Below are 25,585 nucleotides of genomic sequence, written 5' to 3' on the forward strand. Positions count from 1 at the left end.
TAAGTTGTAGTTTTGTTGGATATTGTATAGAATAAAAGGGAAACATAGGGAAAATAGAGGAAGTCTGACATGAAACGATTAGGGAAAAAGATAGGAATACTATTTATTATATTTATAGCGGCGATCGCAATCTACTTTGTGTGGAATCAGAAAAGAACGGAAAAACCTGACTCCATTGTTTATACTGCTATGGATGAGGCGGCTCTTCCGGTGGTCTCGGCCACCATGTTCGGGAGAGACGTTAATTTTCTGCACGGTTATACGCAGGATATGAAGCAGGCGGTGGCGAGAGATTCGCTTACCGTCCTTCCGTCTGACCGCGCGTTAAATATCCGGATCGCGGACTTTGGCGGCAGCATACGCGGCATCAGTTATGAGGTGAGAAGTCTGAATCTGGAGCGCCTCGTGGAACGCACGAGCCTGACTGAATGGGATACGGCGGATGGGAAGACGACGGCTGTGCTTCCTATTCAGAATCTTCTGTCCAAGGACAGGGAGTATTTGCTGATCCTCTCTCTGGACACGGCGGAACAGGGCGAGGTCCGCTATTACACCCGTATTCTGTGGACGGACAATGAGAATGTCAGGGATATGATAGACTTTGCCGTAAACTTCACCACGAAGACCTTTGACTACGATCAGGCGAGAGAGCTGACGACGTATCTGGAGACAAATGCGACGGAGGACAACAGCTCTCTGGGTCACGTGACCATACGTTCCAGCTTTTCCCAGCTTACCTGGGCCGGCTTGGACGTAAAGCCTGTCGGGGATATCCGTGTGACTCTGAAGGATTTAGACGGAATTATGTGTACTGTCCGCCTGGATTACCAGATAACGAGGACTGCGGAAAACGGAATCAACGAGCTTTACGAGGTGGAAGATGATTTCACCATGAAGTGGGACAGCAAGCGCATTTATCTGATGGATTTTGAGCGAAATACCAACCAGATTTTTTCCGGACAGCGCGATCTGTTTTCCGGCAAGCGTATTATGCTGGGGATCATGAATGACAGTGAAGTCCGGACGGAAGCGAGTCCGGATGGACGCCATATCGCATATGTGGTCAACAGAGACTTGTGGTCCTATGACCAGTCCTCCGAGAAGGCGGTCAAGATATTCTCCTTCCGCAGCGGTGACGAAGATGAGATCCGCAACGGCTACGACCAGCACGATATCAGGATTCTGTCCATCGGCGATAACGGCGATGTGAATTTTATCGTTTACGGATATATGAACCGGGGGATTCACGAGGGGGCCATGGGAATCGCCATGTACCAGTACAGCAGTGACGAGAACGCCATTAAAGAGAAATTTTTTACGCCTGTGACCCAGTCCTTTGAGATGCTGAAGGATGACATCGATAAGCTGGCCCATCTGGGAAGCAACGGTATGCTGTATATGATGGCGGACCACGCTGTCTACGGCATCGATTTAAACAGCAACGAATATATGGTTCTGGCAGATTCCCTGACGGATGGAAGCTTCGCGGTGAGCAGAAGCGAACGGCGTTTCGCATGGCAGGAGGGCAGTGATCCCTACGGCTCCAGGGTGATCCATCTGATGGACTTAGACACGGGAAGCAAGAAGGAGATTACCGGGGAAGACGGCAGTCTCTGCCGGCCTCTGGGCTTTGTCGGCGATGATTTCATCTATGGCCTGGCGAGGGAAGGCGATATGTGGATTGAAAACGGACGTGTAAAGGATGCCCCCATGTACCGCCTGGAGATCATGGACGATACGGGAGCGATCGTCAACCAGTACGAGTATCCCGATACGTATATTGCCGATGTGGAGGTGGAGGAGAACCGGATTCGTCTGACGAAGATCGCGGGGACTGGAGAGCAGTCCTATACGAAATTAAAAGATGATATTATTGTCTGCAATGAGGAGCTGAAGGAAGATCCGTTAAAGGGGATCGGCTGGTACGCATCTGAAGACCGGAGAAAGCTGTATTTTGTGCAGCTCGATAAGGAGGCCGCGTCTCATGACGTGAAGGTTTCCGTACCGAAGAAGATGGCATATGAGTCCGCCGAGGTGGTGGAGTTAAAGTCAAATGCAGGGCCATCAGAAAGTCTGTTTTACGCCTATGGCGCCGGCCATTATCTGGGAAGCAGCAGGAGCTTTACGGAGGCGCTGAATCTGGCATACGATAAGATGGGCGTGGTGACGGACAAAAACCAGGAGATCGTCTGGAACCGTGTAAACCGTTCGCCTGCCCGCAGCATCAAGGATCCGGAGAACAAGGGAGCCCTGCTGATCCGCCATATGGACGAATTCAGCGGAAGCATGCATTACGATGACGGAATCCTGATGCTGGATGCCCGCGGCTGTATCTTAAATCAGGTTCTGTACTTTATCAGCAAGGGCTGTCCGGTGGCCGTCTATACGGAAAACGGCGGTTACGAGCTGATCAGCGGATACGATCAGTATAATGTAACCATTTATAACCCAACGACAAAGGAAGCCCGTAAAATGGGCTTAAACGACGCCTCTCAGTATTTTTCAAATGTCGGAAATGACTTCGTCTGCGGCGTTTTTACGGAATAAGAAAGTGCGTTCTCTTTACAAATCCGCAGGATATGTTATAATCATTAAAGACACAAAAGAAAAACTTAATAAATTTGTAATAGATTAGATCATAATCAGAGGTGTGGAATGGAACAATATATTATGAAAGGCGGCAATCCGCTGGCTGGAGAAGTAACCATCGGCGGAGCCAAGAATGCTGCCCTGGGTATTCTTGCTGCTTCCATCATGACGGACGAAGACGTTGTTATCGAGAATCTTCCTGACGTCAGGGATATCAATGTATTACTGGAAGCCATCGAGGAAATCGGAGCTGATGTTGAGCGTATTGACAGACATACCGTCCGTATTAATGGGAAGTACATCCACGAAGTTTCCGTGGATGACGAATATATCCGTAAAATCAGAGCCTCTTATTATTTTATCGGGGCTATGCTGGGCAAGTATAAGAGCGCTCAGGTACCGCTTCCGGGCGGCTGCAACATCGGCAGCAGGCCGATTGACCAGCATTTAAAGGGCTTTCGCGCGTTAGGTGCGGAAGTGAAGATCGAGCGCGGCGCGGTGATTGCGCATGCCATCGATTTAGTTGCCAGCCATATTTATCTGGACGTGGTCTCTGTGGGTGCGACCATTAATATCATGATGGCGGCAACCCTTGCAGAAGGACAGACCATATTGGAGAATGTGGCGAAGGAACCCCATGTGGTTGACGTGGCGAACTTCTTAAACAGTATGGGAGCCAACATCAAGGGAGCCGGTACGGATACCATCCGTATCAAGGGTGTAAGAAAGCTTCACGGCACGGAGTATTCCATTATTCCAGACCAGATCGAGGCGGGCACCTTTATGTGCGCTGCGGCGATTACCCGCGGTGACGTTACCGTAAAGAATGTGATACCGAAGCATTTGGAGGCTATTTCAGCCAAGCTTCTTGAGATGGGCTGTGAAGTGGTGGAGTTTGACGACGCGGTGCGCGTGGTAGGCAAGACACTTCAGAGACATACCGATATCAAGACACTGCCGTATCCGGGATTTCCGACCGATATGCAGCCGCAGATGACGGTGACACTTGCACTTGCTGAAGGAGCCAGTGTTGTAACCGAAAGTATTTTTGAAAATCGTTTCCGCTACGTAGATGAGCTGTCCCGTATGGGCGGCAACGTAAAGGTAGAAGGCAACGTAGCCGTTATCGATGGCGTCAAGAAGCTTACCGGAGCATCTGTGAACGCGCCTGACCTGCGTGCGGGAGCGGCGCTTGTGATCGCAGGACTCGCGGCGGATGGCTATACGATTGTGGAAGAGATCGGATATATACAGCGTGGTTACGAGTGCTTTGAAGAGAAGCTTCAGGGGCTCGGCGCGATGATTGAAAAAGTGGATTCCGAAAAAGACGCGAAGAAATTCAAATTGAAGGTCGGATAAGTGAGTTAGAACAGCAGTAAGGGGAAAAGGGAGGAGCGCTGTGTTGAAAACAGGTCATTTGATTTTCAATACGGCCGCTCTTGTTATGAATCGATATAATAATCGTGCAGAAACAGGATTGCAAAATTTGGATAATCGTGCTATACTGTGCAAGGTAAGGGGCATTAGCGCAGCTGGGAGCGCGTTCGCTTCGCATGTGAAAGGTCGTGGGTTCGAATCCCATATGCTCCACGGTAAGGGTCTGGTAGATACCAGGCCTTTTTCTTTTATGCGTGATCGGAAAGCCTATACTTGCCTGCTTATGCAGAAAGCTGTCCGAGGAAATGATTTTGTACGCCTTGCAAAAAAAGAGAGTGTCACATCAGCCGGTATCGTTGATGTGACACTCTTTTTGTCTACTCCACTCTGTCGAGCAGGGCCAGTGCGCCCTGATAGTCGGCCTGTTTCTCCAGCAGTCCCCGGAAGAGTACGGCTGCTTTCTCCTTTTCACCCAGTCCCAGAGCTCCGAGCGCCCGCAGATAATTGCAGTACTGTGTGCTGCGCAGCTGGATATCATCCTGGAAAACCTCAATTTCAGGAAGGGATACGGCAAAAAAGTCATAGGCTGCCTGATCAAATAAATGTTTTTCTCCATAAAAGATCAGCTGATGGAATGCTTTTCTGGCAGCTTCGGGCCGTCCCAGTTCCAGATTTGCCAGACCCTGATAGAAAATAAAGTCCGAAGGCTGATCGTTATAGTATAGTACGCTTCCCGGTTCTGAAGGACCCGAGGCGGCCAGGAGAAAATACTCAGTGGCTTTTTCTTCTTCTTTCATTTGACGGTAAGCGATTCCCATGTAATAGTGTGCTTCATTGTCAGGCACATTGGGCAGCTTTCCCTCACCCAGGTTTTCCGGATAGGAGAGCGTCGCTGTCAAACAGGTCAGGGCATCGTGAGGGCGTCCTGCCTCCAGCTCCCGGTGAGCCAGCCGGATCAGCGCATAACGGTACTGGGCGCTTGCCTTGCCTTCTCCGCCTTCCCATGGATGGAAACGGTGGGTGCAAAGCGCATCCAGGGCAGCCTCCCATTTCCCGGTACAGTTCAGCAGGGTTATATAGCGCAGATACAGATCGTCGCGGTCACGGACCAGATCAGGCCGGGACTCCAGCCGTTCCAGTCTCTCTGTATTAGACTGGTTCAGTCTGGCCGCCAGCTGATCGTATTCCAACAGAAAACGCGGATAATCAGGATCAATGGCGCAGGCCGTTTTCATCTCCTTTTCAGCCCTGGTTCCATCCTGCAGTTTGTTATAGCAGGCAATGGCCAGATTCCGGTGGGCTAAGGCTAAAGAGTCTTTCTGTTCCACGGCTTTCTCCCAGTGGGCGATCGCGGATTCATACTGTTTCTTATCGTATAACAGGTTTCCAAGGTAGTAGTGAGCCATGGGCGCCTCAGGCAGTAACCCGACCGCTGTTTCCAGAATACGTATTTCCTCCACACGATTGGGGAAACAGTAGTCCGGCGAGGTCGTTTCCGCCTGGGTGAAGCAGGATATGGCTTTATCCGGATCGTTCAGTCTGGTATGGATATAGCCCTGATAGTACTGACACATGGGATTGCTGTCTTTGCAGGCATTGAGAACACAGAGCGCATCCTCATAGAAGCCGGCATTTACATAGTCCAGAGAGACCTCCAGGTAATTGTGGGATTCTCCGCGCATCTTTTCTTTCCAGTAGTCAAAGCGGCCGTCGTATACAGCCTGTTCATAAAGACAGCTCATATAAAGCGGATCAATCTCAAGACTTTCCTTTAACAGGGCGGAGGGATCCAGTCCGAGCTTGCGAAGGAGAGCCGCTTTTAAGGATCGGGCCTTCATATTATGCCAGTTTCTGAGCATGGACTTAGAGGCGAAATCCAGTGCATCCTCGTACACGCCCTTCTCCGAGGCCAGACAGGCCAGCCAGTAAAAGGCGGAGCTTTGTGTTTCTGCGCTCCAGGTGGCCTTATAGAAGGCATCGTAAGCCTCTTCCTTCTGTCCGTCGGCCATCAGGGCCAGACCCAGGTTAAACCAGCACTCTCCCGAATAGGGATTCGGATTCTTCCACGTCTGCTTTTTAATGGCAGCCCGGAAATAAGGGATGCTGTCTTTGATACGTCCTCTCTTATAGAGCAGAAGACCGTAGCTGTTGTTCAGACGGATATCCGTGGAATCCCTTTTCAGCCCCTCCAGATAATAATCCGCAGGTTCAAAGGTGGCGTGACGGTACTGTTCCAAATGAGTCCCGGCCAGATACAGCTCTTCCGTGGACTTCATTTCCTCCGGGGATTTCATCGGTTCCGCCGGCTCTGGTATCGGCTCGGGCTGTTTCTCATAGACGGTGTATTCCACTAATACTTTATTCCCACAGGAAACCGTCACGGTGCAGCCGCTCAGCCTGTCCGGCGCGGGGAAGGAAGCTGCGTAGCTAGTTTCCGGGCTTAAGTCTGCGGTGCTCTCATAAAGAAGGGCTTGGGGATTTTTCTGTGTAACCTGGATTTTTGCCTGTTCATATACGCCGGTCGCGTAAACTTTTAGAACGGCAGTCCCATCCGTGCCTTCAGACAGGCTTACGGCGGCCTCTCTGGTGGCGTTTCCTACCCGTCCCACCCCTTTATATGGCATGAAATACTGTACAAAAGTCTTTTCCTCGTGAGGCTTCAGCCATGTAAAATCAGGCTGGTTGTCGGTGAAGACGCCGGTCATCAGCTCAATATAGGGTCCGTCGGTTTCTGTTAAATTCCTGTCCCAGGTACGGCCGAAGTCGCCGTTTCCCCAGGTCCACTGTTTTTTGCCTGGAGAGACATGGTGATCCGCGACATGAAGCAGTCCCGCTTCCAGATTCTCGTCGTAATTTCCGATAAAATCATAATCGGAGTGAGCGGCCATGTAGGATGTCGGAACCTTTACATTCTTATAGCGGGAGATGTCCACACCTGCGGAATAGTCACATTTGTAATACTCACCTGTGGCGATGGGAAATGTGGAAACAGCCCGTTTTCCATGGTCCATGACTGCATGTACATCCGGAGGAAAGACGGAAAATGTATCATCATTAACCGGAACTGCGGGATTTGCCCACCACAAAAAGGTCTGGGGAAGATCCGTATGATTATAAAGCTGGCCTTTGATTTCAATATAGGCTTTTCCCGGATAAAGGGAGATAGCGGCCATCCCTTTTGTGCCATACATCTTGTCCGTCTCACCGACATATATGGTGCAGGAACCGTCGTCATTGGAGGTAAATGTATAATCGACTGGTGAGTAGGTGGATGGCCTGTGATGCTGGGGCCAGTTAAATTCGATTCCGCCGGAGATCCATGGTCCGGTGAGCCCGACGAGGGCGGGTTTGATCACATGATTGTAATAGACAAAATCGTACCCGTTCGTCTTATCATAGGCCCTTTGAATCCTGCCGCCCAGTTCAGGAAGCACACAGACCTTTAGATATTCGTTTTCCAGATATACGGCACGATAGGATACATCCTTTTTATCGTCCAATACCTTTTCAGTGACAGGAAGGGGATATACCTTGCCCGTGCTTCCCTGATAAGCTCTTTTTTCAATAAATAAAGGACTTTTTTCCGGAGGAGCCATCGAATAGGTAGGGATGATACAATCCTCCTCCCAGATTCTTACATGTTTTGCCATAATAAATCCCTCTTTCTACTTTAATTATAACGCTATTTTATCATGGCAAAAATAGAAATAGAAATGCCTTATCATGAATAAAGATGGACAATATTCCGCAAATATGATATTCTCGATTCATGGATAATTTTATGGGATGGAAAAGAGACGGGTTTAAGGGAGAGCGGATGTTTGTGCTTCCTACGGAATCCTTCCGGGATTATGTGGAGCATCCTCAGGTAAGAAGAATGTATCTGACCGATGTGGGATTTTTCCCCTGTGCGGCGCACCATTACCGGGAGAGAAGAGATGGAATTGAAGAATTTATCTTCATTTACTGCATGGAGGGCAGTGGTACCATTGAAGTAGCGGGCGGCAAATATGTGCTCCATGAAAATGAGGCGTTCTGTATTCCGCAGTTTACGGGACACCGTTACTATGCGTGTGAGGAAGATCCATGGAGTATATTGTGGGTGCATTTTAAGGGAGAGGACGTCCAGTATTTCCCCCTGATGGAGTATCGTGTGGTAAAACTGAACTCTCAGAATGCCACGAACCGCATGCTGTTTCTGTTTGAACTGCTGTTCCGGGTTCTGGAGGCGAACTATACTCTGGGTAATTTCATCTATATTTCACAGGTCCTGTCCCTGATTCTGGCGGAGACCTACGACCGGGAAAAGCACAATTCGACCCAGGAACAGAACCGGCACGTGACCAATGTGATTCGGTATATGTACAAGCATTTGAATGAAAATCTTACGCTTAAGATGATTGTGGATGAATTTGAGCTGTCCAGGAGTTACCTGAATTCTATTTTTCAGAAATATACCCGCCATGCGCCTCTGGACTTCTTTATACATCTGAAGATGAAAAAGGCGTGTGCCATGTTGCGCACCACCGACATGTACATCTATGAAGTGGCTCAGAATCTGGGGTACTCAGACCAGTATTATTTTTCCCGTGTATTTAAAAATGTGGTGGGGATGTCGCCGAAGGAATATAAAAACAGCGACTATTTTCATTATAAAGAATGACGGGACTGGAGGGAGGAATGCTGCGTGAAAGTAAACGAAAACCGGATCGCGCCGGAATCTGAATATTTTGTTTATTCTCCCAGTGCGGTGGCACGAAATACATTTTTCTATCCAATATGCACCGGACACTTTATTTATGAACCCCATTACGAGCTGCGCAGGACCTCCTATGACAGCTATTTGCTGATGTACGTACAAAAAGGGCAGTTTATACTGGAATATGAGGGGAAAAAGCAGACGGCCGGTATGGGCAGTTTTGTCCTCCTGGACTGTTACCGCCCTCATGCCTATTACTCAGACACGGGATGGGAGAGCATCTGGTGTCATTTTGACGGGCAAATGGCCAGGGCGTATTACGATCTGACGGTGTCTTATCTGGGCAATATTTTTACGCTTGTCGATGATTATCCTGTGCTGAATAAGATGACGGCCATTTATCAGACCTTTGCACAGGGAAGGCCCATACGTGAGGCGCTGTTGTCCAAGCAGCTGACCGACATCTGGACCGCTCTTCTTATGGATCAGGCGGAGCGTCCCGGATCCAGGAAGGTTGGGAGAGTCTCCGTGTGGGACGGGGATTCTATTGGAATGGAAAATGTAATTTCTTATATCAATGAGCATTTTACCGGAAAAATTACGATTCAGACGCTGGCCGAACAGGCGATGCTCAGCCAGTACCACTTTATCCGCATGTTTAAGAGCTATACCAGTTTTACGCCTCACGAATACATCGTAAATATCAGAATCAGCGCGGCAAAGTATATGCTGAAGAACACCGGCCTTTCGGTAAAGGACATAGGTCTGGACGCGGGTTTTCCCAGTGAGAGCGCGTTCTGCACGGCTTTTAAGAAGAAAATGGGGATTACACCTACGGAGTACCGCAACAGTATGGCATAGGGAATAACCGCATTTTTTTGAAACAAATTCCGCAACATTAGGAAATACTTCTGCTTTTGTTTATAGTATAGTAAAAACAGTTGCAGCAGTTACAGAAAAAGGCTTAAGTATTTCAGCAGAAGGAGCGGGACATGTATTATTCATTAGAGGGGAATTGGAAAGCGGTTTTAAGTGACGGAACAGAGGGGGATATCAGACTGCCGGGAACGTTGGATGAAAACAGGCTGGGGCATAAGGATCTGGGTCTGAATCAGTGGCATTCTGACGCAGAGAATGGCGGCGAAGGGTTTAATCCCGATGCGCCCATTGCCACGCGTTTTACCAGAAAGTATACGTATGAAGGAGAGGCGCTTTTTTCCCGCAGAATATCCTTTAAACAGGAGGAGGGGGAACGGGTCTTTCTGGAGGCGGAGCGATCACGCTGCCTGAAATTGCTGGTGGATGGCAATGAGGTGCCTCATTTTATTCCGGCATCCATCAATACGCCTCAGGTGTTTGAGGTGACGGGAATGCTGGGTGAGGATACAGAGCTGACCCTTGTTTCGGATAACAGCTATCCCGGACTGCCCCATGATGCCATTGTATTTTCCTCGGCGGCCACGGATGAGACACAGACCAACTGGAACGGAGTTCTGGGATACGTGAGGCTTCGCACGGAAAAAGAGGTCTTTTTATCGTCGCTGCGGGTATACCCTGTGCAGCAGACCCTTACGGTGGCAGCCGATCTGTCTGTGAGCGGGATGGGGCTGAGGGCTGCCGGTATGGAGGGCGGCACTGGTATGTCGGAGGCGGACGGTGCATGGCATGGTACTCTGACGATTCGGTCGGAAGCTCTGGCGGAGACGTGTATTACCATTCCCGTCACGTTATCGGAGGGTATGAATGAGTTCAGAATAGAGGGACTTCCTCTTGCTGAACATGTAAAATGCTGGGATGAATATGAAGGCAACTTGTATGAACTGTCGGCACTGCTGACCGGAGATGAAGAAAAAAGGGTGACCTTTGGAGTGCGGGATTTCGGGGATAATGGAAAGGGAAGACTCGCTCTGAATGGGAGAACCATTTTCCTGCGAAGCGAGGCAAACTGCGCGGAATTCCCGGAAACCGGCTATACGCCTATGACGGAAAAAGAATGGACAGACATTCTGAATACTTACAAGGCTTATGGAATTAACTGCGTCCGTTTCCACTCTCACTGCCCATCGGAAGCGGCGTTTGCGGCGGCTGACCGGCTCGGTATGATGATGCAGCCGGAACTGTCCCACTGGAATCCCAATGACGCCTTTGAGTCCGGGGAGAGCTTTTCCTATTACCAGCAGGAGCTTGCCTTGACGATCCGATGGCTGGCCAATCATCCCTCTTTTGTTATGCTTACCTTTGGCAATGAGCTGTGTACCGGCGAGACGGGGCGTGAGCGGATGAGCCGTATGCTGGAGCAGGCGCGCGCTCTGGACAGCACGCGGCTGTACGCGAACGGATCCAACGTACATTATGGAAGAATTGGCTGTGATCCGGACAGCGACTTTTATACGTCCCAGTCTTATTTTGAAGCGCCTCTGCGCGGAACCTTTGCAGGAGAAGCAGAGCCGCAGAAGAAGACCGGGCGTATCCGCGGGTATATTAATAATCAGTACCCCAATACCAGAACTAATTATGACGCTTCGATGGAGAAACTGCGGCAGACATTCCAAAAGCCTGTGTTCAGCTTTGAGGTGGGACAGTTTGAGGTCCTTCCGGATTTTGAGGAGCTGACCTCTTTCCAGGGAATTTCTGATCCGGCAAATTTCCGTATAATCCAGGAAAAAGCGGACATGCTGGGGCTTTCCCCTGTGTGGAAACGGTATGTGGAGGCATCGGGGGAGCTTTCCCGCATTGGATACCGGGAGGAGATAGAAGCAGCCATGCGCACGAAAGAGCTGTCCGGGATTTCACTCCTGGGGCTTCAGGATTTCCCGGGACAGGGGACGGCGCTTGTAGGCATGATGAATTCCCATATGCAGCCCAAGCCATATCCCTTCGCCAGACCAGAGCTGTTCCAGTCCTTCTTCAGAGACCAGCTTCCTCTGGTACAGATGGAAAAGTATACGTACTGCGCGGATGAAGTGCTGAAGGCGGACATTCTGGCGGCGAATTTCGGCAAAAAGGATGTCTGTGAAAGACCTGTGTATGAGTTAAAAGGAAGCGGAATCTCAGTAGAAGGGACGCTGCCCGAAGCTGACTGCCGGATGGGAGAGCTGAGCCATGCCGGGACATTGGAAATTCCGCTGAATATGGTTAAAAAAGCAGCCCGCCTCGATTTGACCGTAAGAATTGGAGAGATGAGCAATACATATCCGGTATGGGTTTATCCTGCCGAAAATCCAGTGTGTCCTGAATCCGTCTATGAGACAGGGCGTCTGGACAGCAGGGCGAAAGAAGTTCTGGAGGCAGGCGGGCGTGTGTACCTGACACCGCCTTCCAGAGAAGAGAATCTGCCCCACTCCATTCGGGCTCAGTTTACTACAGACTTCTGGTCTGTCGGTAATTTCGCTGCTCAGGAGGGCGGCATGGGGCAGCTCATTGATGAGAAACACCCTATATTTGAGGAATTTCCTACGGAATTTCATACAAACTGGCAGTGGTGGCCGATGGCCGGCCAGCGGGCGGTCATTCTGCCTCAGCCGATGAAGGCGATTATCACGGAGATGGACAGCTATGCCTATATGCGTCCCATGATCCAGCTGATGGAATGCCGCTGCGGGAACGGAAAACTGATGCTTTCCTCTCTGGGACTGCAGGAGCTGCAGCAGTACCCCGAAGCGAGGGCGCTTCTGTCTGCCATTTACCGTTATATGGACTCAGAAAGATTTGATCCTGAACAGAGTATGGAGGCGGAGATCATTGAGGAACTGGTAAGATAAATATAGTACGCGGTATTTAGAGGAAAAGGGCTGTCTCCCGGATTATGGGAGATGGCCCTTCTCTGAGTGTGGCGACTCGTGAAAAGAGGGGGACCGCGATCGTTTATAATACTAAAATAGTAAGAAAAAATATCTTATAAATGAGCAGAATGACGAATAAATGACACTTTCAAAAAACGGAGCAGTGTAAAATAATCCATCAAAAGGAAATATACATCATTTCTGTTGTGCATAAATGATGATATACTTGTTTTATTCAAAGCAGGCAGGAACCTTCAAGGGTTCAGCAAAAAATTAAGAAATGGTAACTGTTGACAAGTTTTACAAGCCGCTGCACTAAGCGTCCAAAGGACGCCCGAAGAGTGACAGTGGCATGTATCGCACGTAAGAGACCAGAATACAGCCTCTAAGTGCTCGTAACGAGGAGAAGGAAAGGAGTAATTGTTATGAAGAAAAGAATGTTTGCTATTTTGCTTACAGCGGCCATGGTGATGACGTCTCTCAGCGGCTGCAAAAGCTCTGACAGTGGTGACGGTAAAAAAACGACGGCTGCGGAAGAAAGTACATTATCTGATACCAGGGGCGGAGACGGAGAGGAAGTGACTCTGACCATCTGGGACTGGGACGAAGCCCATCTGACTCATATGACGGAGTGGTATCATGAGCGCCATCCAAATGTAAATTTTGATACGCTGGTAGTCTCGACGGACGATTACTTCCAGAAGCTGCAGAGCGCTCTGGCCAGCGGAAGCGGCGCCCCCGACATCATATTGAGTGAGATCGGTTACAGAGGCAAAGTGTTCGATTTAGGTATTCTGGATGACCTCTATAAAGAACCGTATAATGTAAAAGCGGATGAGATGTTTGACTTTGTTACCCAGCTGGGAGCAGGGCCAAACGGTGAACTGTACGGCGTGGAACAGCAGATCTGTCCGAGCGGTTTTGCATACCGCAGGGATCTGGCCAAAGAATATTTGGGAACGGATGATCCGGACGAAATAAGCGCCATGATTTCCGACTGGGACAAGGTATTTGAAGTTGGTGAGCAGATCAGGGAAAAGAGCGGCGGCAAGGTAACGATATTCCCTGGAATGACAATATTTCTGAATGGTATTTTAGTGAACCAGAATGTAAGCAATTATATCGATGGAGATACGGTTGACCTTACAGGACGGTATCAATCCGTTCTGGAAACGGCAGCCCGGTTTAACCAGGCGGGACTTCTGGGAAAACAGGAGGATAATACACCGGCATACAATAACAGCTATTCATCGGGAGAGATTATGTTCTACCCCTGCGCTCCATGGAGTGTAAAATGGGGAATTGCCAGCAACGATCCCAATGGTTCCGGCAACTGGGGACTGACCAAGGCTCCGGGAAATGGATATACATACGGCGGTACATCGGTAAGTATTTATTCAGGAAGTAAAAATAAAGAAGCTGCATGGGAGTATATCCAGGAAGTCTACTGTACGGGAGACGGTGTGAAGGAAGCATACGAGCAATATGGCTTCATGACAGGCTTCAAGGCGCCGTATGAAGATGAGAATTCCTATTTCTTCTCAGAAAAAGGACAGTATGATGAGTTCTTCGGCGGCCAGAAGCTGGCTGATTACTTTATCAATACAATCGCCGTTACGACTCAGGGCCAGGTTCAGACCAGGCATGAGGCAAATGTGAAGACCGCTCTGAGAAGTGTGGCTGCCCAGATGACTGCCAATTCATCCATGACAGCGGATCAGGCTCTGGAAATACTGAAAACAGAGACCCAGACACTGATTCCGGGCGCGACCTTAAAATAGAACGATTAAGGGAAAGCTGCCGGGAATGGCAGCTTTCCTGATTATCACGGCGGCTCATGCCAGTATACTGGTAATCGTTCAAACAGGAGCAAAACGTAAAATGCACAGATTGGAGCCAATCATGAATAAAAAGAAAAAAAGTGCCCTGCATAAAGCGGGTAAATGGCCTTATCTATTTTGCCTTCCCTTTCTGTCTGCCTATTTTCTGTTTAGCATGTTTCCCATGCTGTATTCTTTGAAAATCAGCTTTTATGACTGGAATGGTTTTGGGACAAAGACCTTTGTGGGAATAAAGAATTACCTGGATCTGTTTACCAAAGACCCTCTGTTTCTCAAATCTCTTGGAAATACAATTATTTTAATGGCGTTTTCCACTCCCATTACCGTGCTGCTTGGCTTAGGCGTTGCCTATCTTCTCTTTGATATTGGGCGGGGCAAGAGAATCTATCAAACCGTAAATTTTTTCCCGTATATTACAACGCCTGTGGCAATCGGCTTCATCTTTTCTTACTTATTCGACTGGCAGTCGGGATACGTAAATAAACTGTTGATCTGGCTGGGGGCTTTAAACGAACCGTTTTTCTGGCTTGGAAGTGAGATCGCTTCTAAAGTAATTATAGTAATCATGATTGTGTGGCGGTATCTGGGATACTACATGACCATTTATCTGGCGGCGATGACGTCCATTTCGTCAGAGGTATACGAGGCCGCAGCTGTTGATGGAGCCAGTAATTTTAAGATATTTACAAAGATTACCGTGCCCATGCTGCGCAATACGACCAGATTCTTAATTATCACATCTCTGATCGGCGGCCTGCAGATGTTCGAGGAACCTAAGCTTTTATTCAGCGGATGGGCTTCTCTGGGGAACGGGCAGACCGGAGGCCCCGGCCACACGGCTCTTACTACCGTATGGAAATTCTTTAATGACGCATTCAGTCAGGATTCCAGACTGGGTTACGGTTCCGCCATGGCCTACACACTGTTTGTCATAATCATGCTGTTTTCTGTGGTTGGCTTCAGACTCAGCAGGGGAAAGGATGGGAAAGGTGAATAATAAAGCAAGAAGACGTATAGGTTCCGTTGTAAAACAGCTCCTTCTGATTTTTATGACACTGATCATGTTTTTCCCGCTCTACATCGTATTTATCATGGGTACCTATTACAGTGAAGATATATTTAAGGCAATGCCGATTCTGCCGAGCAGCTATCTGCTGAATAATCTTCGCATGGTCATCTCGAAGGGGTATTTTCAGGCGTATTTAAACTCTATCATCGTTTCTGTCTGTTCGGTAGCGATCAGTGTGCTCATTTCCACAATGATTGGCTTCGCCCTTGCAAAGTACAATTTCAAAGGGAAAAAAATCATCTTTGGGTTTGTCATGGCTATTATGATGATACCCGGACAGATTTCACTGATCGGCTACATGCTGGAAATGAGAACGCTGCGGCTTTCCAGTACGCTGCTTCCGCTGATCTTCGCATGGGCGGCTCATCCGCTGGGCGTGTTTCTCATGACTCAGTTTATCAGTGACGGGGTACCGGATGAACTCCTGGAATCGGGACGGCTGGACGGCTGTTCGGAGCCGGGCATCTTTTTCAGGCTCGTTGTTCCCTGTGTAAAGCCGGGGATTCTTACACTCTCCACACTGGTATTTCTATGGTCCTGGAACAATTACGTGCTGCCGGTTATCATGATTAACAAACAGGAACTCTTCACGATTCCGCTGATGGTAAATAACCTGTCCAATTCCTTCAGAAGCGACTATGGCGCCATCATGTGCGCACTGGCGCTGTCTGTTCTGCCCATGATCGTGATCTTCAGCCTCTGTTCCAAAACATTTATCAAAGGAATAGCGGCAGGCGCGGTAAAAGGGTAGGTGCGTCCAGAACATTATAATATAAGGAGCAAAAATTATGGCATTGGAAAGAATAAGCTTGAAAAACTGGAAATTCAATCTGGGAGAGGAAATGATCTGTCCGGAACAGGCGGCAGAAGTGTCGGTTCCTCATACGTGGAATGTGGAGGAAGGGACAGAGGATTACTGGGGAACCGGGTGGTATCGTTATACCTTTATCCCGGAGGAAGACTGGAAGAATAAGAGAGTACAGATTCTGTTTCACGCGGTCTATCATGACGCCTGTGTCTGGCTGAACGGCGAGGAAGTGGTCTGCCACCAGAACTCCGGTTATACTCCGTTTGCGGCAGAACTTACGGATTATCTGAAGTTCGGGGAGGAGAATCTGCTTTCGGTGAAGGCGGACAATCGTTTCTCTCCTGACATGCTCCCTTATGATAGGAGCTTCGACTGGGCGAATGACGGAGGTCTGATCCGGCCTGTGGAACTGCTGGTTACGGGCGGAAGTTTCCTGACCAGTCCCCAGGTGACGGCCAGGCCTGTGATTACGGTAAGTGACTGCCGCCAGGACGGAGGCAGCGCCGTATTTGGCTTAAAGGCCGGAATCAATGGAAGAATGTCTGAGCAGCATACTCTGGAATGGGAGCTGTACGAGGGCTGCGATGGTGCAGAGACCCTGATGACCGGAGGCTGCGAGGTATGCAGGGGAAGCGAGGCAGAGATTTCCGGGAGACTTCTGGATTCTATAAGATTCTGGCATTTCGACAGTCCCAGCCTCTATACGCTGAAGCTGGTGCTGAAGGCGGAGGACGCTGTTACAGACCGGCAGTCCATTGTCTTCGGTTTCCGGGACATTCATGTGAGAGGCAGTCAGATTATACTGAATGGAGAGCCGGTCCGTCTCACCGGTACAGAGTGGATGCCGGGCTCAGACCCCGCATGCGGAATGGCAGAACCCAAAGAAGCGCTTGAAAAAATGCTGCTCTGCCTGAAGGAATCCAACAGTATACTCACCCGCTTTCACTGGCAGCAGGATGATTGGGTGTATGACTGGTGTGACCGGCATGGTATGCTGGTGCAGGAGGAGGTTCCCTTCTGGGGGGCAACCCCTTCCATAGCAGGGGAGCAGCAGTGGAAAATATTTAAAGAACAGCTTCAGGAAATGGTAAGTGCTCACCGGAATCATCCCTCTGTTTTTGCGTGGGGTGTCGGAAATGAGCTGGATGGCCAGGCGGAGGAAACGATTCAGTACATCAAGGATGCAGTGGCTTATACCCACCGTATGGATCCGGACAGGCCGGCAAATTACGTCTCTAACTCAATTTTCAAAGCTCCCGCGCTGGACGGAACCGCACACGGGGATATCATGATGGTCAATGATTACATCGGAACCTGGCACGGAGATCTGGACCAGTATGGGGAATGGGACCGTATTGTTGCCGCCAATCCGGATAAACCGGTCATACCGTCTGAGTTCGGCCTGTGCGAACCTGCCTTTTCGGGAGGAGACAAACGAAGAGAAGAGATTTTTCTGGAAAAACTGAGCTGCTATAGGAGTTATCCGAACATTGCAGGAACCATTTATTTCTGCCTGAATGACTACCGGACCCAGATGGGGGAAGACGGTGAAGGAAAATGGAAGAAGCGGGTTCATGGTTCCGCCGGGCTTAAGGGAGAGGCGAAGCCTTCCTATTACGCCGTGCAAAGAGAGTATGCTCCGGTAGAGGTATCCGTCCAGGAGGGTGGGATTACTCTGATATGCAGGGATACTCTTCCATGCTATGAGGTAAAAGGATACCGGATGAGAATCGGGACACAGGTGTTTGATATTCCGGATCTGAAACCGGGGGACCGGTGGTGCATGCCTGTGGAAGGGATCGGGGCAGAAGAAAGAATTGAAATATTCCGGCCAAATGGCGAACGGGTTAAGTAGGGGTAAATGGTGAAAGAGGCCATCATATCATCAGATGGCCTCTTTTGTTGTTCTCCGCTACCCGCACCACATCCGGCCCGCCAACGATGATCTTCTCACAGAAATCCGGAAACAGACCGGTCTCGACGACGCCGGTCAGCGATTTTAACTGTGCTGCTTTTTCCCTGTAATCCATGGACGGATCACCGGACAGGTCCAAAATATAGTTCCAGTTGTCGGTCAGAAATGGGATATTGCCGTTTGCGCGCCGCCGCCCCCTTTGACGGACCAGAAGCTACTGTCCACGCCGTCTACACCGTCGATGGCCAGATCGGCGGCTGGTGCAGTGTCGGCTGAGAGTAGAGGTATCCGAAACTGGCTGGCCAGAAGCCGTGTCTTCTCTGAGGTCGGCAGGGCGTGAATGACGAGTCCTTCGCTGACCAGACGGGCAATTTCCTGTATCAGATAATATACAGTCGTGCCGGTTCCCAGGCTGATGACCATACCATCCCGCAGTTCACCCGCGGCCATGACGGCCGCGGCTTTTTTCTGTTCTTCTTTTGTGAATGGTACCATGGATTCCTCCTTATTCCAGCCAATGGTGGCCAAAGGTGTTTAAGAGCGTTTCCGCCTCCCTGGGGCCACGGGTTCCGGGGAGATAGGGATGCAGCGGCAGATTCCGGGAGGCCGCAAGCTGTTTTAACTGTTCAATGTAGTTCCAGCTGATCTCGATCTGATCCCACTGGGAAAACCAGGAACGTTCGCCTTCGATACAGGCGGTGAGGAGCCGTTCGTAGGCCTCCGGTGTATTGACCTGATTTTCTAAAATACAGTTCTGACAGAAGTCCATGCTGGCGGTAATCACCTCTTCCGAATCGCCCGGCCGTTTGATGTTGAACCGGAGATAGATGCCTTCCGTCGGCTGAATCTTGATCAGAAGAATATCGGGCTCTGTTTCGGGATCGGGGCGGCGGAAAATGACTGCCACCTCAGTTTCACGAAGCCCGGTCTTCTTGCCGGTGCGGATATAGAAGGGCGTCCCGTTCCAGCGGTCATTGTCGATAAAGAGCCGCATACAGGCGTAGGTTTCCGTACCGGAATCCGGGGATACCAGAGGTTCGCTTCGGTAGCCGTCGTACTGTCCCAGGATGAGGGACTGCTCCAGATCTTCCGGCGCCACCGGCTTAAGTGCCCTTAAGACCTCCAGCTGCCGCGCGTGCATCTCCTCGCTTGTGAATGCGCCGGGGCGTTCCATTGCCAGAATGGAAAGTATTTGAAACAGATGGTTCTGCACCATGTCCTTGAGGGCTCCGCTGGCATCGTAATAGCCCCCGCGGGTTTCCACTCCCACGTCCTCCAGAGCGGAAATTTCCACCGCCTCGATCATTTTCCCGTTCCAGGCATTTGCAAAGACCGGGTTGGAAAAACGGATTGTCTGTATGTTCCGTATCATTTCTTTGCCGAGATAATGGTCGATGCGGTAGATGTTTTCCGGACCAAAGCACGATTCCAGCTGCCGGTTTAACTCTTTTGCCGAGGACAACGTTTCTCCGAACGGCTTTTCAATAATGATTTTTCCTTCTTTTAAATTTGAAATCGTCTTCAGTCCAGCTGCAATGACGGAAAAAAAGCGGGGGGCGACGGCAAAATAGAAGATATGGGACGCCGCCTGCACTGCCTCATACGCTTGCCCCAGTCCTTCATAGGCTGTCCCGTCGGAAAAATCCATCCGGTAATATTCCAGATGCCCGGAGAAGTCTTCAAAAGACTCCTCCGAATAGGGAAGACGGGAAAATTTGCGGATCCAGTCCCGGGCCAGGGCGGTATAGGAGGCGGTATCGTAATCGCGGCGGCCGATCAGAAGGATCTTGCTGCGGGCGGGCAGTTTTCTGGTCCGGCTCATGGTATACAGAGCCGGAAGCAGCTTGCGGAAGGTCAAATCGCCGGTCCCGCCGAAGATTGTAATGCAGATGTCATACTTCATGGCCGGCCCTCCATTCGTGATGGAATATGCCTTTCCTGTCAGTGCGCTCAAAAGTATGTGCGCCGAAGAAGTCGCGCTGCGCCTGAATCAAATTGGCTCCGGCCGCCTTCGCGCGGAAGCTGTCTAAATACGAAACTGCGTTAAAGAATGCCGGAACAGGCAGGCCCGAGGAGACGGCCAGGCCTGTGGTCTTCCTTAAATTCTCCTGGTACCGGTTGATGCGGGATAAGAAGAAATCGTCAAAGATCAGACTCTCCAGCTCCGGATCCTTTAAAAAGGCTTTGGTAATGTCGTTTAAAAACTCGGCCTGAATAATGCAGCCGGCGCGAAAGATGGAGGCGATGCTGCCGAGGTCTAAATTCCAGCCAAAACGGTGGGAAGCATCCTGCATCAGCGAAAACCCCTGTGCGTAGGCGATAATTTTACCCGTATAGAGCGCCTCGCGGACCATTTCTGCAAAAGCCTGCTTGTCTTCGACGGCCGTGACTGCCGGGGCATGGATCAGGGAAGATGCCTTTTGGCGCCGCTCCAGATGGTTTGACATGACGCGGGCATTGCAGGCAGCGGTGATCATGGAGATATCGACGCCCTGTTTCAGGGATTCGATGCTGGCCCAGCGGCCCGTTCCCTTCTGTCCCGCACTGTCGAGAATATGATCGATGATATCCCCGTCAGCCATGTCGTCGGCTTCGAGGAAAATGTCGGAAGTGATTCCGATGAGATAACTGTGCAGTTCCCCCTCGTTCCAGGTGCGGTAGATGTCCGCCAGCTCCCTGTTGGTGTAGCCGCCGGCGTACTTGAGCAGGAGGCAGGATTCGGCGATTAGCTGCATGTCGGCGTATTCGATGCCGTTATGAACCATTTTTACGTAATGTCCGGCGCCCTCGGGGCCGATATAGGCGCAGCAGGGTTCATTTTTTGCCTTAGCGGCAATGGTTTCGAGGATCTGATGAACCGATTCATAGGCTTCACGGGAGCCGCCGGGCATGATGGAAGGGCCGAACCGCGCGCCTTCCTCCCCTCCGGATATACCGACGCCGAGGTAGCGCAGCCCCTTTTCTTTCAGCAGCGCCGCGCGGCGGTTCGTGTCTCCAAAATAGGAATTGCCGCCGTCCATGATAAAATCACCTTCCTCCAGAAGCGGAATCAGCTGGTCGATCACGGCATCCACGGGCGCGCCGGCCTGAATCATCAGCATGATTTTTCTGGGCCTTCTAAGGGCGGAAACCAGTTCCGGCAGACTGAAAAAGGGGATCAGATTATGATGCGGATGTTCTTCCATGACCTTCTGCGTGACTTCAGGACTGCGGTTATAGCCTGCAACCAGGTAGCCGTGATCAGCCATGTTCAGGGCGAGGCTGCGCCCCATGACGGACAGGCCGATCAGGCCAATGTCCAAAAGCTCGGGAGTGGGGTCTGTCTTATTAAAATTTTCTTTCATAGGTTGTACGTTCCTTTCTTTAAAAGCTGTCAAAAATGGGTGATCGATTCGTTTAGACCGCCAGAACCCCGGCCTCAGGAGCCAGGACCACGGATACGGCCTCGGGAGCCGGGACTCTGGAACACAGTTCGGTAAGCGTGCCGGTGTCTGGATCCAGCCGGAAGCTTACCAGGCCGCCCTCATAGCGGTTGACTGCCAGCAGATATTTACTGTCACCGGTGATTATGAAATCTCTGGGATAGCCGCCGCCGCTTTCTGTCTGCTGAATCTTTTCCGCTTCGAAGCCATGCAGCCGGTAAACGGTTATAAGGTCCGCGTACCGGGTTGACAGATAGAGAAAGCGTTCATCGGGAGAGAGGCGGATGGCCGCGGATATGGCGGCCGGAGACCAGACTCTGCCCTCCGGAAGAAGGCTTTGTACGCTCTTTAAAGTGAATTGCGGGCCGTTTCCGGCCTCGTACAGGAACAATTCATTGGAGAGTTCGCTGACAAGGAAAAAACGTTTGTGAGCCTGGTCAAAGACGCCGTGTCTTGGACCGGTGCCCTTCGGAAAGGTGATGGAACCGGCTTCGGCAAAGTCTCGGTCCATATCGAACAGCAGGATCCGGTCACGAAGAAGGCAGGGAACCATCATAATGCGGCCGTGAAACAGGATCTGGTGGCAGCCCGCTTTATATCCGGCCTCTAAGCGTTTGTAAAGGGTAATGCCGTGAGGTTCTTTCTGATAAATGAGAATGCTGCCCTCATGGTAATTAGCCGTATAGATAAATGTGTCATCCTGAATGACGTAACAGGCGCTTCCTGTCTCCTCGAATAATTCGCCTGTCAGCCGCGGGCGCTTTCCTGCGGTATCAAGAAGGCAGACACCAGCTTTCCCGTCTTTTACGATAGGTGAAGCAAGCTGCCCGTGATATAGGGACAGGTATTTGGAATCGGGGGCTGTATAATACAATTCCGGTCCGGTTATGATACCCGTATCAGAATCAAACTGAAAACGGTAAATACCGTCACTTTGCGCAGAGAAGTATGTTCCGAGATAACCATTTTGTACTTGCAAACTTTTGCCTCCTGACTTATAATAAGATGTGTAATAAAAATAGTTACAGTTTCTGGCTGTTATTATAATGATTACAGTTAAGAATGTCAATGGTTTTCCTATAATTTCTATAGGAAAGGAGGAGATTAATACGATATCACTTATTTTGGAGTATTTTGGCAGTCATATGGGAGACTATCTTACCGTGCTCCGGGAGCACGTGGTGATCAGTCTCATGGCGCTGGCCATATCTGTGCTTCTGGGAATATCCATAGGATATGTCTGTGTCTGCACTCCAAAGCTGGAAAAATGGCTGGTTGGGACATTTCAGACCCTGCGTATCGTTCCCAGCCTGGCGATCCTGATTCTGCTGATTCCATTGCTGGGAACAGGAGTGAAACCGGCTCTGGTAGCGCTGGTATTGCTGGCGGTTCCGCCCATACTGCTCAATACAGTTACAGGGTTGACGGAAGTGCCGGATTTTATGCTGGAAACGGCGAGAGGATTGGGAATGACAGAAAAGCAGGTGATGTTCCGCGTGAAGTTTCCGATGGCATTTCCCCTCATCATGACCGGTGTGAAGACCGCCATGATCGAGATCGTGGCCAGTGCCGCCCTTGCGGCTAAGATCGGAGCGGGCGGGCTCGGCGGCCTGATATTTACCGGCCTGGGCTTAAACCGCCTGGATCTGCTTCTGGTGGGAGGCATCTCCGTGGCCCTGCTGTCCCTTGCATCGGGAGCGATTCTGGATGGGATCGAAAAAATGCTGACGCCGTATCTTCGGACGGCGCCGCGCAGAAGGAATATAAGAGAGAGAAAGAGAGGAATCATATGAAAACACAGAATAGAATCAAGAAAATAGCTGCCCTGGCTCTTGCCGGCGTGATGGCGGCAGGACTGACCGCGTGCGGGGGATCCGCTTCCGGAGGGGAGGCCATCCGGGTAGGCTCCAAAGATTTCACCGAGAGCCTGGTGGTCTCGGAAATCTATGCGCTGGCCCTGGAGAATGCCGGTTATAAGGTGGAAAGAAAACAGGATATCGCGGGATCGGTCGTTCATACATCCCTGATTAATAATGAGATTGATCTGTATCCGGAGTATACGGGAACCGGTCTGCTTTCAATTTTACAGATGGACATGATAACGGATCCGGAGGAAGTATACCGGACGGTTAAGGATGAATATGAGAAGCGTTTCAGCGTGACATGGCTGGATTATTCGAAGGCGAACGACGGACAGGGACTGGTGATCCGGACGGATGTGGCAAAACAGCTGGGGATCAGCACCATTTCTGATTTACAGGAGCATGCTCCGGAACTGCGCTTCGCCTCTCAGGGGGAATTTGACGCGAGAGAGGATGGCCTCCCGGCGCTGGAAAATAAGTACGGCGCTTTTGACTGGAAATCCAGCCGTGTATACGACGGCGGCTTGAAGTATGAGGTGCTTTTAAATGGAGAAGCCGATGTGGCGCCTGCCTATACGACGGAAGGGCAGCTGGCAGAGAAGGACAAGTTTATACTTCTGGAAGACGACAAACAGGTGTGGCCGCCGTATAATCTGGCTCCGGTGGTCCGTGACGACACGCTCGCAAAGAATCCCGAGATTGCGGATATCTTAAATAAGATCAGCGCATCTCTGGACACGGATACGGTTACCGCGCTGAATGCAGAGGTTGATGTGGACAAACGGGAGTATGAGGAAGTCGCCCAGGAATATTACGATACGATTAAATAAGGAGAGGAGGGACTCATGTCTCAGACTGCCATTGAATTTCAGAATGTAACGAAACAATTTGACAACGCCGCTCTTCCTTCGGTGGATCAGGTCAGCCTGACCATCGAAGAGGGCGAGTTTATAACGATTCTCGGATCATCTGGAAGCGGAAAAACCACTCTTCTGAAGATGGTAAACCGCTTATATGAGCCAACAGGTGGAAAGATATTTCTGTTTGGTGAGGACATATCCACGGTGGATGTGGTAAAGGTGCGCAGACGGATCGGTTACGTCATACAGCAGATCGGTCTTTTTCCCCACATGACCATAGCGGATAACATCTCCGTGGTTCCCAAACTGCTTAACTGGGATAAGAAACAGACCGATGAGCGGGTGGATGAGCTCCTTAACCTGGTGGGACTCCTGCCGTTGGAGTTCAAACACCGGTATCCATCCCAGCTGTCCGGCGGCCAGCAGCAGCGTGTGGGGCTGGCCCGGGCGCTGGCGGTGAACCCGAAGATTATGCTTTTGGATGAGCCGTTCGGAGCGATCGACGCGATCACGCGCATGAAGCTGCAGGATGAGCTTCTTCGAATCCACGGAGGGCTTAAGAGGACCTTCCTGTTCGTGACTCACGATATCAACGAGGCGTTCAAGCTGGGAAGCCGCGTGATTGTGATGGATGAGGGAACGGTCAGGCAGTTCGATACTCCCGCCCGTATCGTGAAGAATCCGGCGGATGACTTTGTGGCCTCCCTGATCCAATCGGCCAGGGAGCAGGAAGAATTCTGGAGGATGACCATTGATTGAATATGCGTTAAAATATCCCGAGAAACTGTATGGGGCGCTGGGGCAGCATCTGGTACTGGTCGGCGTCACGCTGGTGCTTTCTCTGGTGCTGGCGGCCGTGCTGACCGTCTGTGCCATGTATTATAAGACCGTGTCAAATGCCCTGGTCCATCTGTTTTCCGTAGTCTATTCGATCCCGAGTCTGGCCATGTTCGCCATGCTGATTCCCGTGACAGGGCTGGGAACGAAAACGGCTTTGATTGTACTTACTCTTTATAACCAGTACCTGCTCCTGCGCAATTTCACGGCAGGTTTAAATGGTGTCGATTCCGCCATCATCGAGGCGGCCGCGGGAATGGGGATGACGACCATGCAGATCCTGTTAAAGATCCGTCTGCCTCTGGCAAAACGGTCCATCTTTACAGGAATCCGCCTCGCCATTGTCTCGACTACCGGAATCGCCACGATCGCGGCTACCATCAACGCAGGCGGCCTGGGCACAATCCTTTTTGACGGTCTCCGGACGCTGAATGTGGTGAAAATACTTTGGGGAACCGTGTTGTCCGCAGGTCTGGCTATCGCGTTAAATGCAGGGCTGGAGCGGATTGAGAGGAGACTTTAGA

At 50.6% G+C, this 25,585-nt stretch carries 19 protein-coding genes and 1 tRNA gene; 14 read left to right on the forward strand and 6 right to left on the reverse strand.

The window, feature by feature from the left end; genetic code table 11:
• The first annotated feature begins 69 nt into the window (after positions 1-69).
• The 3 genes from DFR60_RS03355 to DFR60_RS03365 all read left to right on the forward strand — a co-directional run bounded on the left by DFR60_RS03355 (position 70) and on the right by DFR60_RS03365 (position 4,179).
• The gene (locus DFR60_RS03355) at positions 70-2,547 is read left to right on the forward strand and encodes a hypothetical protein (RefSeq protein WP_110321642.1); all 2,478 of its coding nucleotides are present in this window, start codon (positions 70-72) and stop codon (positions 2,545-2,547) included.
• Positions 2,548-2,655: 108 nt separating this feature from the next.
• On the forward strand, positions 2,656-3,948 hold the full coding sequence (gene murA / locus DFR60_RS03360) for a UDP-N-acetylglucosamine 1-carboxyvinyltransferase (protein ID WP_110321643.1): 1,293 nt from the start codon (positions 2,656-2,658) through the stop codon (positions 3,946-3,948).
• Positions 3,949-4,106: 158 nt separating this feature from the next.
• Positions 4,107-4,179: transfer RNA gene (locus tag DFR60_RS03365), tRNA-Ala, on the forward strand.
• Between the two features lie 164 nt (positions 4,180-4,343).
• On the opposite strand, the gene DFR60_RS03370 is transcribed toward DFR60_RS03365, so the two are convergent.
• Entirely contained in the window at positions 4,344-7,616 is a 3,273-nt protein-coding gene (locus DFR60_RS03370; protein WP_110321644.1) for a tetratricopeptide repeat protein, read from the reverse strand.
• 131 nt (positions 7,617-7,747) lie between these two features.
• On the opposite strand from DFR60_RS03370, the gene DFR60_RS03375 reads away from it, so the two are divergent.
• The 7 genes from DFR60_RS03375 to DFR60_RS03405 all read left to right on the forward strand — a co-directional run bounded on the left by DFR60_RS03375 (position 7,748) and on the right by DFR60_RS03405 (position 18,020).
• Entirely contained in the window at positions 7,748-8,629 is an 882-nt protein-coding gene (locus tag DFR60_RS03375) for an AraC family transcriptional regulator (RefSeq protein WP_243004968.1), read from the forward strand.
• Positions 8,630-8,653: 24 nt separating this feature from the next.
• Entirely contained in the window at positions 8,654-9,526 is an 873-nt protein-coding gene (locus tag DFR60_RS03380; RefSeq protein WP_110321645.1) for an AraC family transcriptional regulator, read from the forward strand.
• Positions 9,527-9,657: 131 nt separating this feature from the next.
• Positions 9,658-12,426, forward strand: coding sequence for a DUF8487 domain-containing protein (locus tag DFR60_RS03385; protein WP_110321646.1), 2,769 nt, complete (start codon positions 9,658-9,660; stop codon positions 12,424-12,426).
• Positions 12,427-12,872: 446 nt separating this feature from the next.
• Positions 12,873-14,228 carry an ABC transporter substrate-binding protein gene (locus tag DFR60_RS03390; RefSeq protein ID WP_110321647.1) on the forward strand — a complete coding sequence of 452 codons (1,356 nt, stop codon included), beginning with the start codon at positions 12,873-12,875 and terminating at the stop codon, positions 14,226-14,228.
• A 121-nt stretch (positions 14,229-14,349) separates the two neighbouring features.
• Positions 14,350-15,285 carry a carbohydrate ABC transporter permease gene (locus tag DFR60_RS03395; protein ID WP_110322053.1) on the forward strand — a complete coding sequence of 312 codons (936 nt, stop codon included), beginning with the start codon at positions 14,350-14,352 and terminating at the stop codon, positions 15,283-15,285.
• Positions 15,269-16,108 carry a carbohydrate ABC transporter permease gene (locus DFR60_RS03400; RefSeq protein WP_002605040.1) on the forward strand — a complete coding sequence of 280 codons (840 nt, stop codon included), beginning with the start codon at positions 15,269-15,271 and terminating at the stop codon, positions 16,106-16,108. The genes DFR60_RS03395 and DFR60_RS03400 overlap by 17 nt, the downstream gene beginning before the upstream one ends.
• Positions 16,109-16,145: 37 nt before the next feature.
• Positions 16,146-18,020: a glycoside hydrolase family 2 protein gene (locus DFR60_RS03405; RefSeq protein WP_110321648.1), complete on the forward strand. Its 1,875-nt coding sequence runs from the start codon at positions 16,146-16,148 to the stop codon at positions 18,018-18,020.
• A gap of 22 nt (positions 18,021-18,042) precedes the next feature.
• Here the strand turns inward: DFR60_RS03405 and DFR60_RS30775 are convergent, their stop codons facing one another.
• From DFR60_RS30775 to DFR60_RS03425, 5 genes are read right to left on the reverse strand one after another with little or no spacing between them, the layout of a single operon-like run.
• Positions 18,043-18,219, reverse strand: coding sequence for a ribose-5-phosphate isomerase A (locus DFR60_RS30775; RefSeq protein ID WP_243004969.1), 177 nt, complete (start codon positions 18,217-18,219; stop codon positions 18,043-18,045).
• 20 nt (positions 18,220-18,239) lie between these two features.
• Positions 18,240-18,575, reverse strand: coding sequence for a ribose-5-phosphate isomerase A (locus DFR60_RS30780; RefSeq protein ID WP_243004970.1), 336 nt, complete (start codon positions 18,573-18,575; stop codon positions 18,240-18,242).
• A gap of 10 nt (positions 18,576-18,585) precedes the next feature.
• Complete coding sequence (zwf, locus tag DFR60_RS03415) at positions 18,586-19,983, reverse strand: glucose-6-phosphate dehydrogenase (protein ID WP_110321649.1); 1,398 nt, start codon at positions 19,981-19,983, stop codon at positions 18,586-18,588.
• A complete protein-coding gene (gene gnd / locus DFR60_RS03420) occupies positions 19,973-21,424 on the reverse strand; it encodes an NADP-dependent phosphogluconate dehydrogenase (RefSeq protein WP_110321650.1) in 1,452 nt (483 codons plus the stop codon). Before gnd ends, zwf begins: the two co-directional genes overlap by 11 nt.
• Before the next feature lie 52 nt (positions 21,425-21,476).
• Positions 21,477-22,481 (reverse strand): lactonase family protein, encoded by a 1,005-nt coding sequence (locus DFR60_RS03425; RefSeq protein ID WP_110321651.1) that lies wholly within the window; start codon positions 22,479-22,481, stop codon positions 21,477-21,479.
• 166 nt (positions 22,482-22,647) lie between these two features.
• Here DFR60_RS03425 and DFR60_RS03430 point away from each other — a divergent pair, with 166 nt between their 5' ends.
• From DFR60_RS03430 to DFR60_RS03445, 4 genes are read left to right on the forward strand one after another with little or no spacing between them, the layout of a single operon-like run.
• Positions 22,648-23,295 (forward strand): ABC transporter permease, encoded by a 648-nt coding sequence (locus DFR60_RS03430; protein ID WP_110322054.1) that lies wholly within the window; start codon positions 22,648-22,650, stop codon positions 23,293-23,295.
• Positions 23,292-24,194: a glycine betaine ABC transporter substrate-binding protein gene (locus DFR60_RS03435; RefSeq protein ID WP_110321652.1), complete on the forward strand. Its 903-nt coding sequence runs from the start codon at positions 23,292-23,294 to the stop codon at positions 24,192-24,194. Before DFR60_RS03430 ends, DFR60_RS03435 begins: the two co-directional genes overlap by 4 nt.
• A gap of 15 nt (positions 24,195-24,209) precedes the next feature.
• Positions 24,210-24,983, forward strand: a complete 774-nt coding sequence (locus tag DFR60_RS03440) for an ABC transporter ATP-binding protein (protein ID WP_110321653.1) — start codon at positions 24,210-24,212, stop codon at positions 24,981-24,983.
• The gene (locus tag DFR60_RS03445) at positions 24,976-25,584 is read left to right on the forward strand and encodes an ABC transporter permease (RefSeq protein ID WP_002605032.1); all 609 of its coding nucleotides are present in this window, start codon (positions 24,976-24,978) and stop codon (positions 25,582-25,584) included. Before DFR60_RS03440 ends, DFR60_RS03445 begins: the two co-directional genes overlap by 8 nt.
• The last annotated feature ends 1 nt before the right edge of the window (position 25,585 follow it).

Origin of the sequence: Hungatella effluvii, assembly GCF_003201875.1 — a bacterium.
GTDB lineage: Bacteria > Bacillota > Clostridia > Lachnospirales > Lachnospiraceae > Hungatella > Hungatella effluvii.

What these genes read in the sequence shown, in the direction of transcription:
- DFR60_RS03370 (WP_110321644.1), bottom strand. Translation starts at nt 7,616, where the DNA reads ATGGCAAAACATGTAAGAATCTGGGAGGAGGATTGTATCATCCCTACC.
- DFR60_RS03405 (WP_110321648.1), top strand. Translation starts at nt 16,146, where the DNA reads ATGGCATTGGAAAGAATAAGCTTGAAAAACTGGAAATTCAATCTGGGA.
- DFR60_RS03395 (WP_110322053.1), top strand. Translation starts at nt 14,350, where the DNA reads ATGAATAAAAAGAAAAAAAGTGCCCTGCATAAAGCGGGTAAATGGCCT.
- DFR60_RS03440 (WP_110321653.1), top strand. Translation starts at nt 24,210, where the DNA reads ATGTCTCAGACTGCCATTGAATTTCAGAATGTAACGAAACAATTTGAC.
- DFR60_RS03400 (WP_002605040.1), top strand. Translation starts at nt 15,269, where the DNA reads ATGGGAAAGGTGAATAATAAAGCAAGAAGACGTATAGGTTCCGTTGTA.
- DFR60_RS03385 (WP_110321646.1), top strand. Translation starts at nt 9,658, where the DNA reads ATGTATTATTCATTAGAGGGGAATTGGAAAGCGGTTTTAAGTGACGGA.
- DFR60_RS03390 (WP_110321647.1), top strand. Translation starts at nt 12,873, where the DNA reads ATGAAGAAAAGAATGTTTGCTATTTTGCTTACAGCGGCCATGGTGATG.
- DFR60_RS30780 (WP_243004970.1), bottom strand. Translation starts at nt 18,575, where the DNA reads ATGGTACCATTCACAAAAGAAGAACAGAAAAAAGCCGCGGCCGTCATG.
- zwf (WP_110321649.1), bottom strand. Translation starts at nt 19,983, where the DNA reads ATGAAGTATGACATCTGCATTACAATCTTCGGCGGGACCGGCGATTTG.
- DFR60_RS03375 (WP_243004968.1), top strand. Translation starts at nt 7,748, where the DNA reads ATGGGATGGAAAAGAGACGGGTTTAAGGGAGAGCGGATGTTTGTGCTT.
- DFR60_RS03435 (WP_110321652.1), top strand. Translation starts at nt 23,292, where the DNA reads ATGAAAACACAGAATAGAATCAAGAAAATAGCTGCCCTGGCTCTTGCC.
- DFR60_RS03355 (WP_110321642.1), top strand. Translation starts at nt 70, where the DNA reads ATGAAACGATTAGGGAAAAAGATAGGAATACTATTTATTATATTTATA.
- gnd (WP_110321650.1), bottom strand. Translation starts at nt 21,424, where the DNA reads ATGAAAGAAAATTTTAATAAGACAGACCCCACTCCCGAGCTTTTGGAC.
- DFR60_RS03430 (WP_110322054.1), top strand. Translation starts at nt 22,648, where the DNA reads ATGGGAGACTATCTTACCGTGCTCCGGGAGCACGTGGTGATCAGTCTC.
- murA (WP_110321643.1), top strand. Translation starts at nt 2,656, where the DNA reads ATGGAACAATATATTATGAAAGGCGGCAATCCGCTGGCTGGAGAAGTA.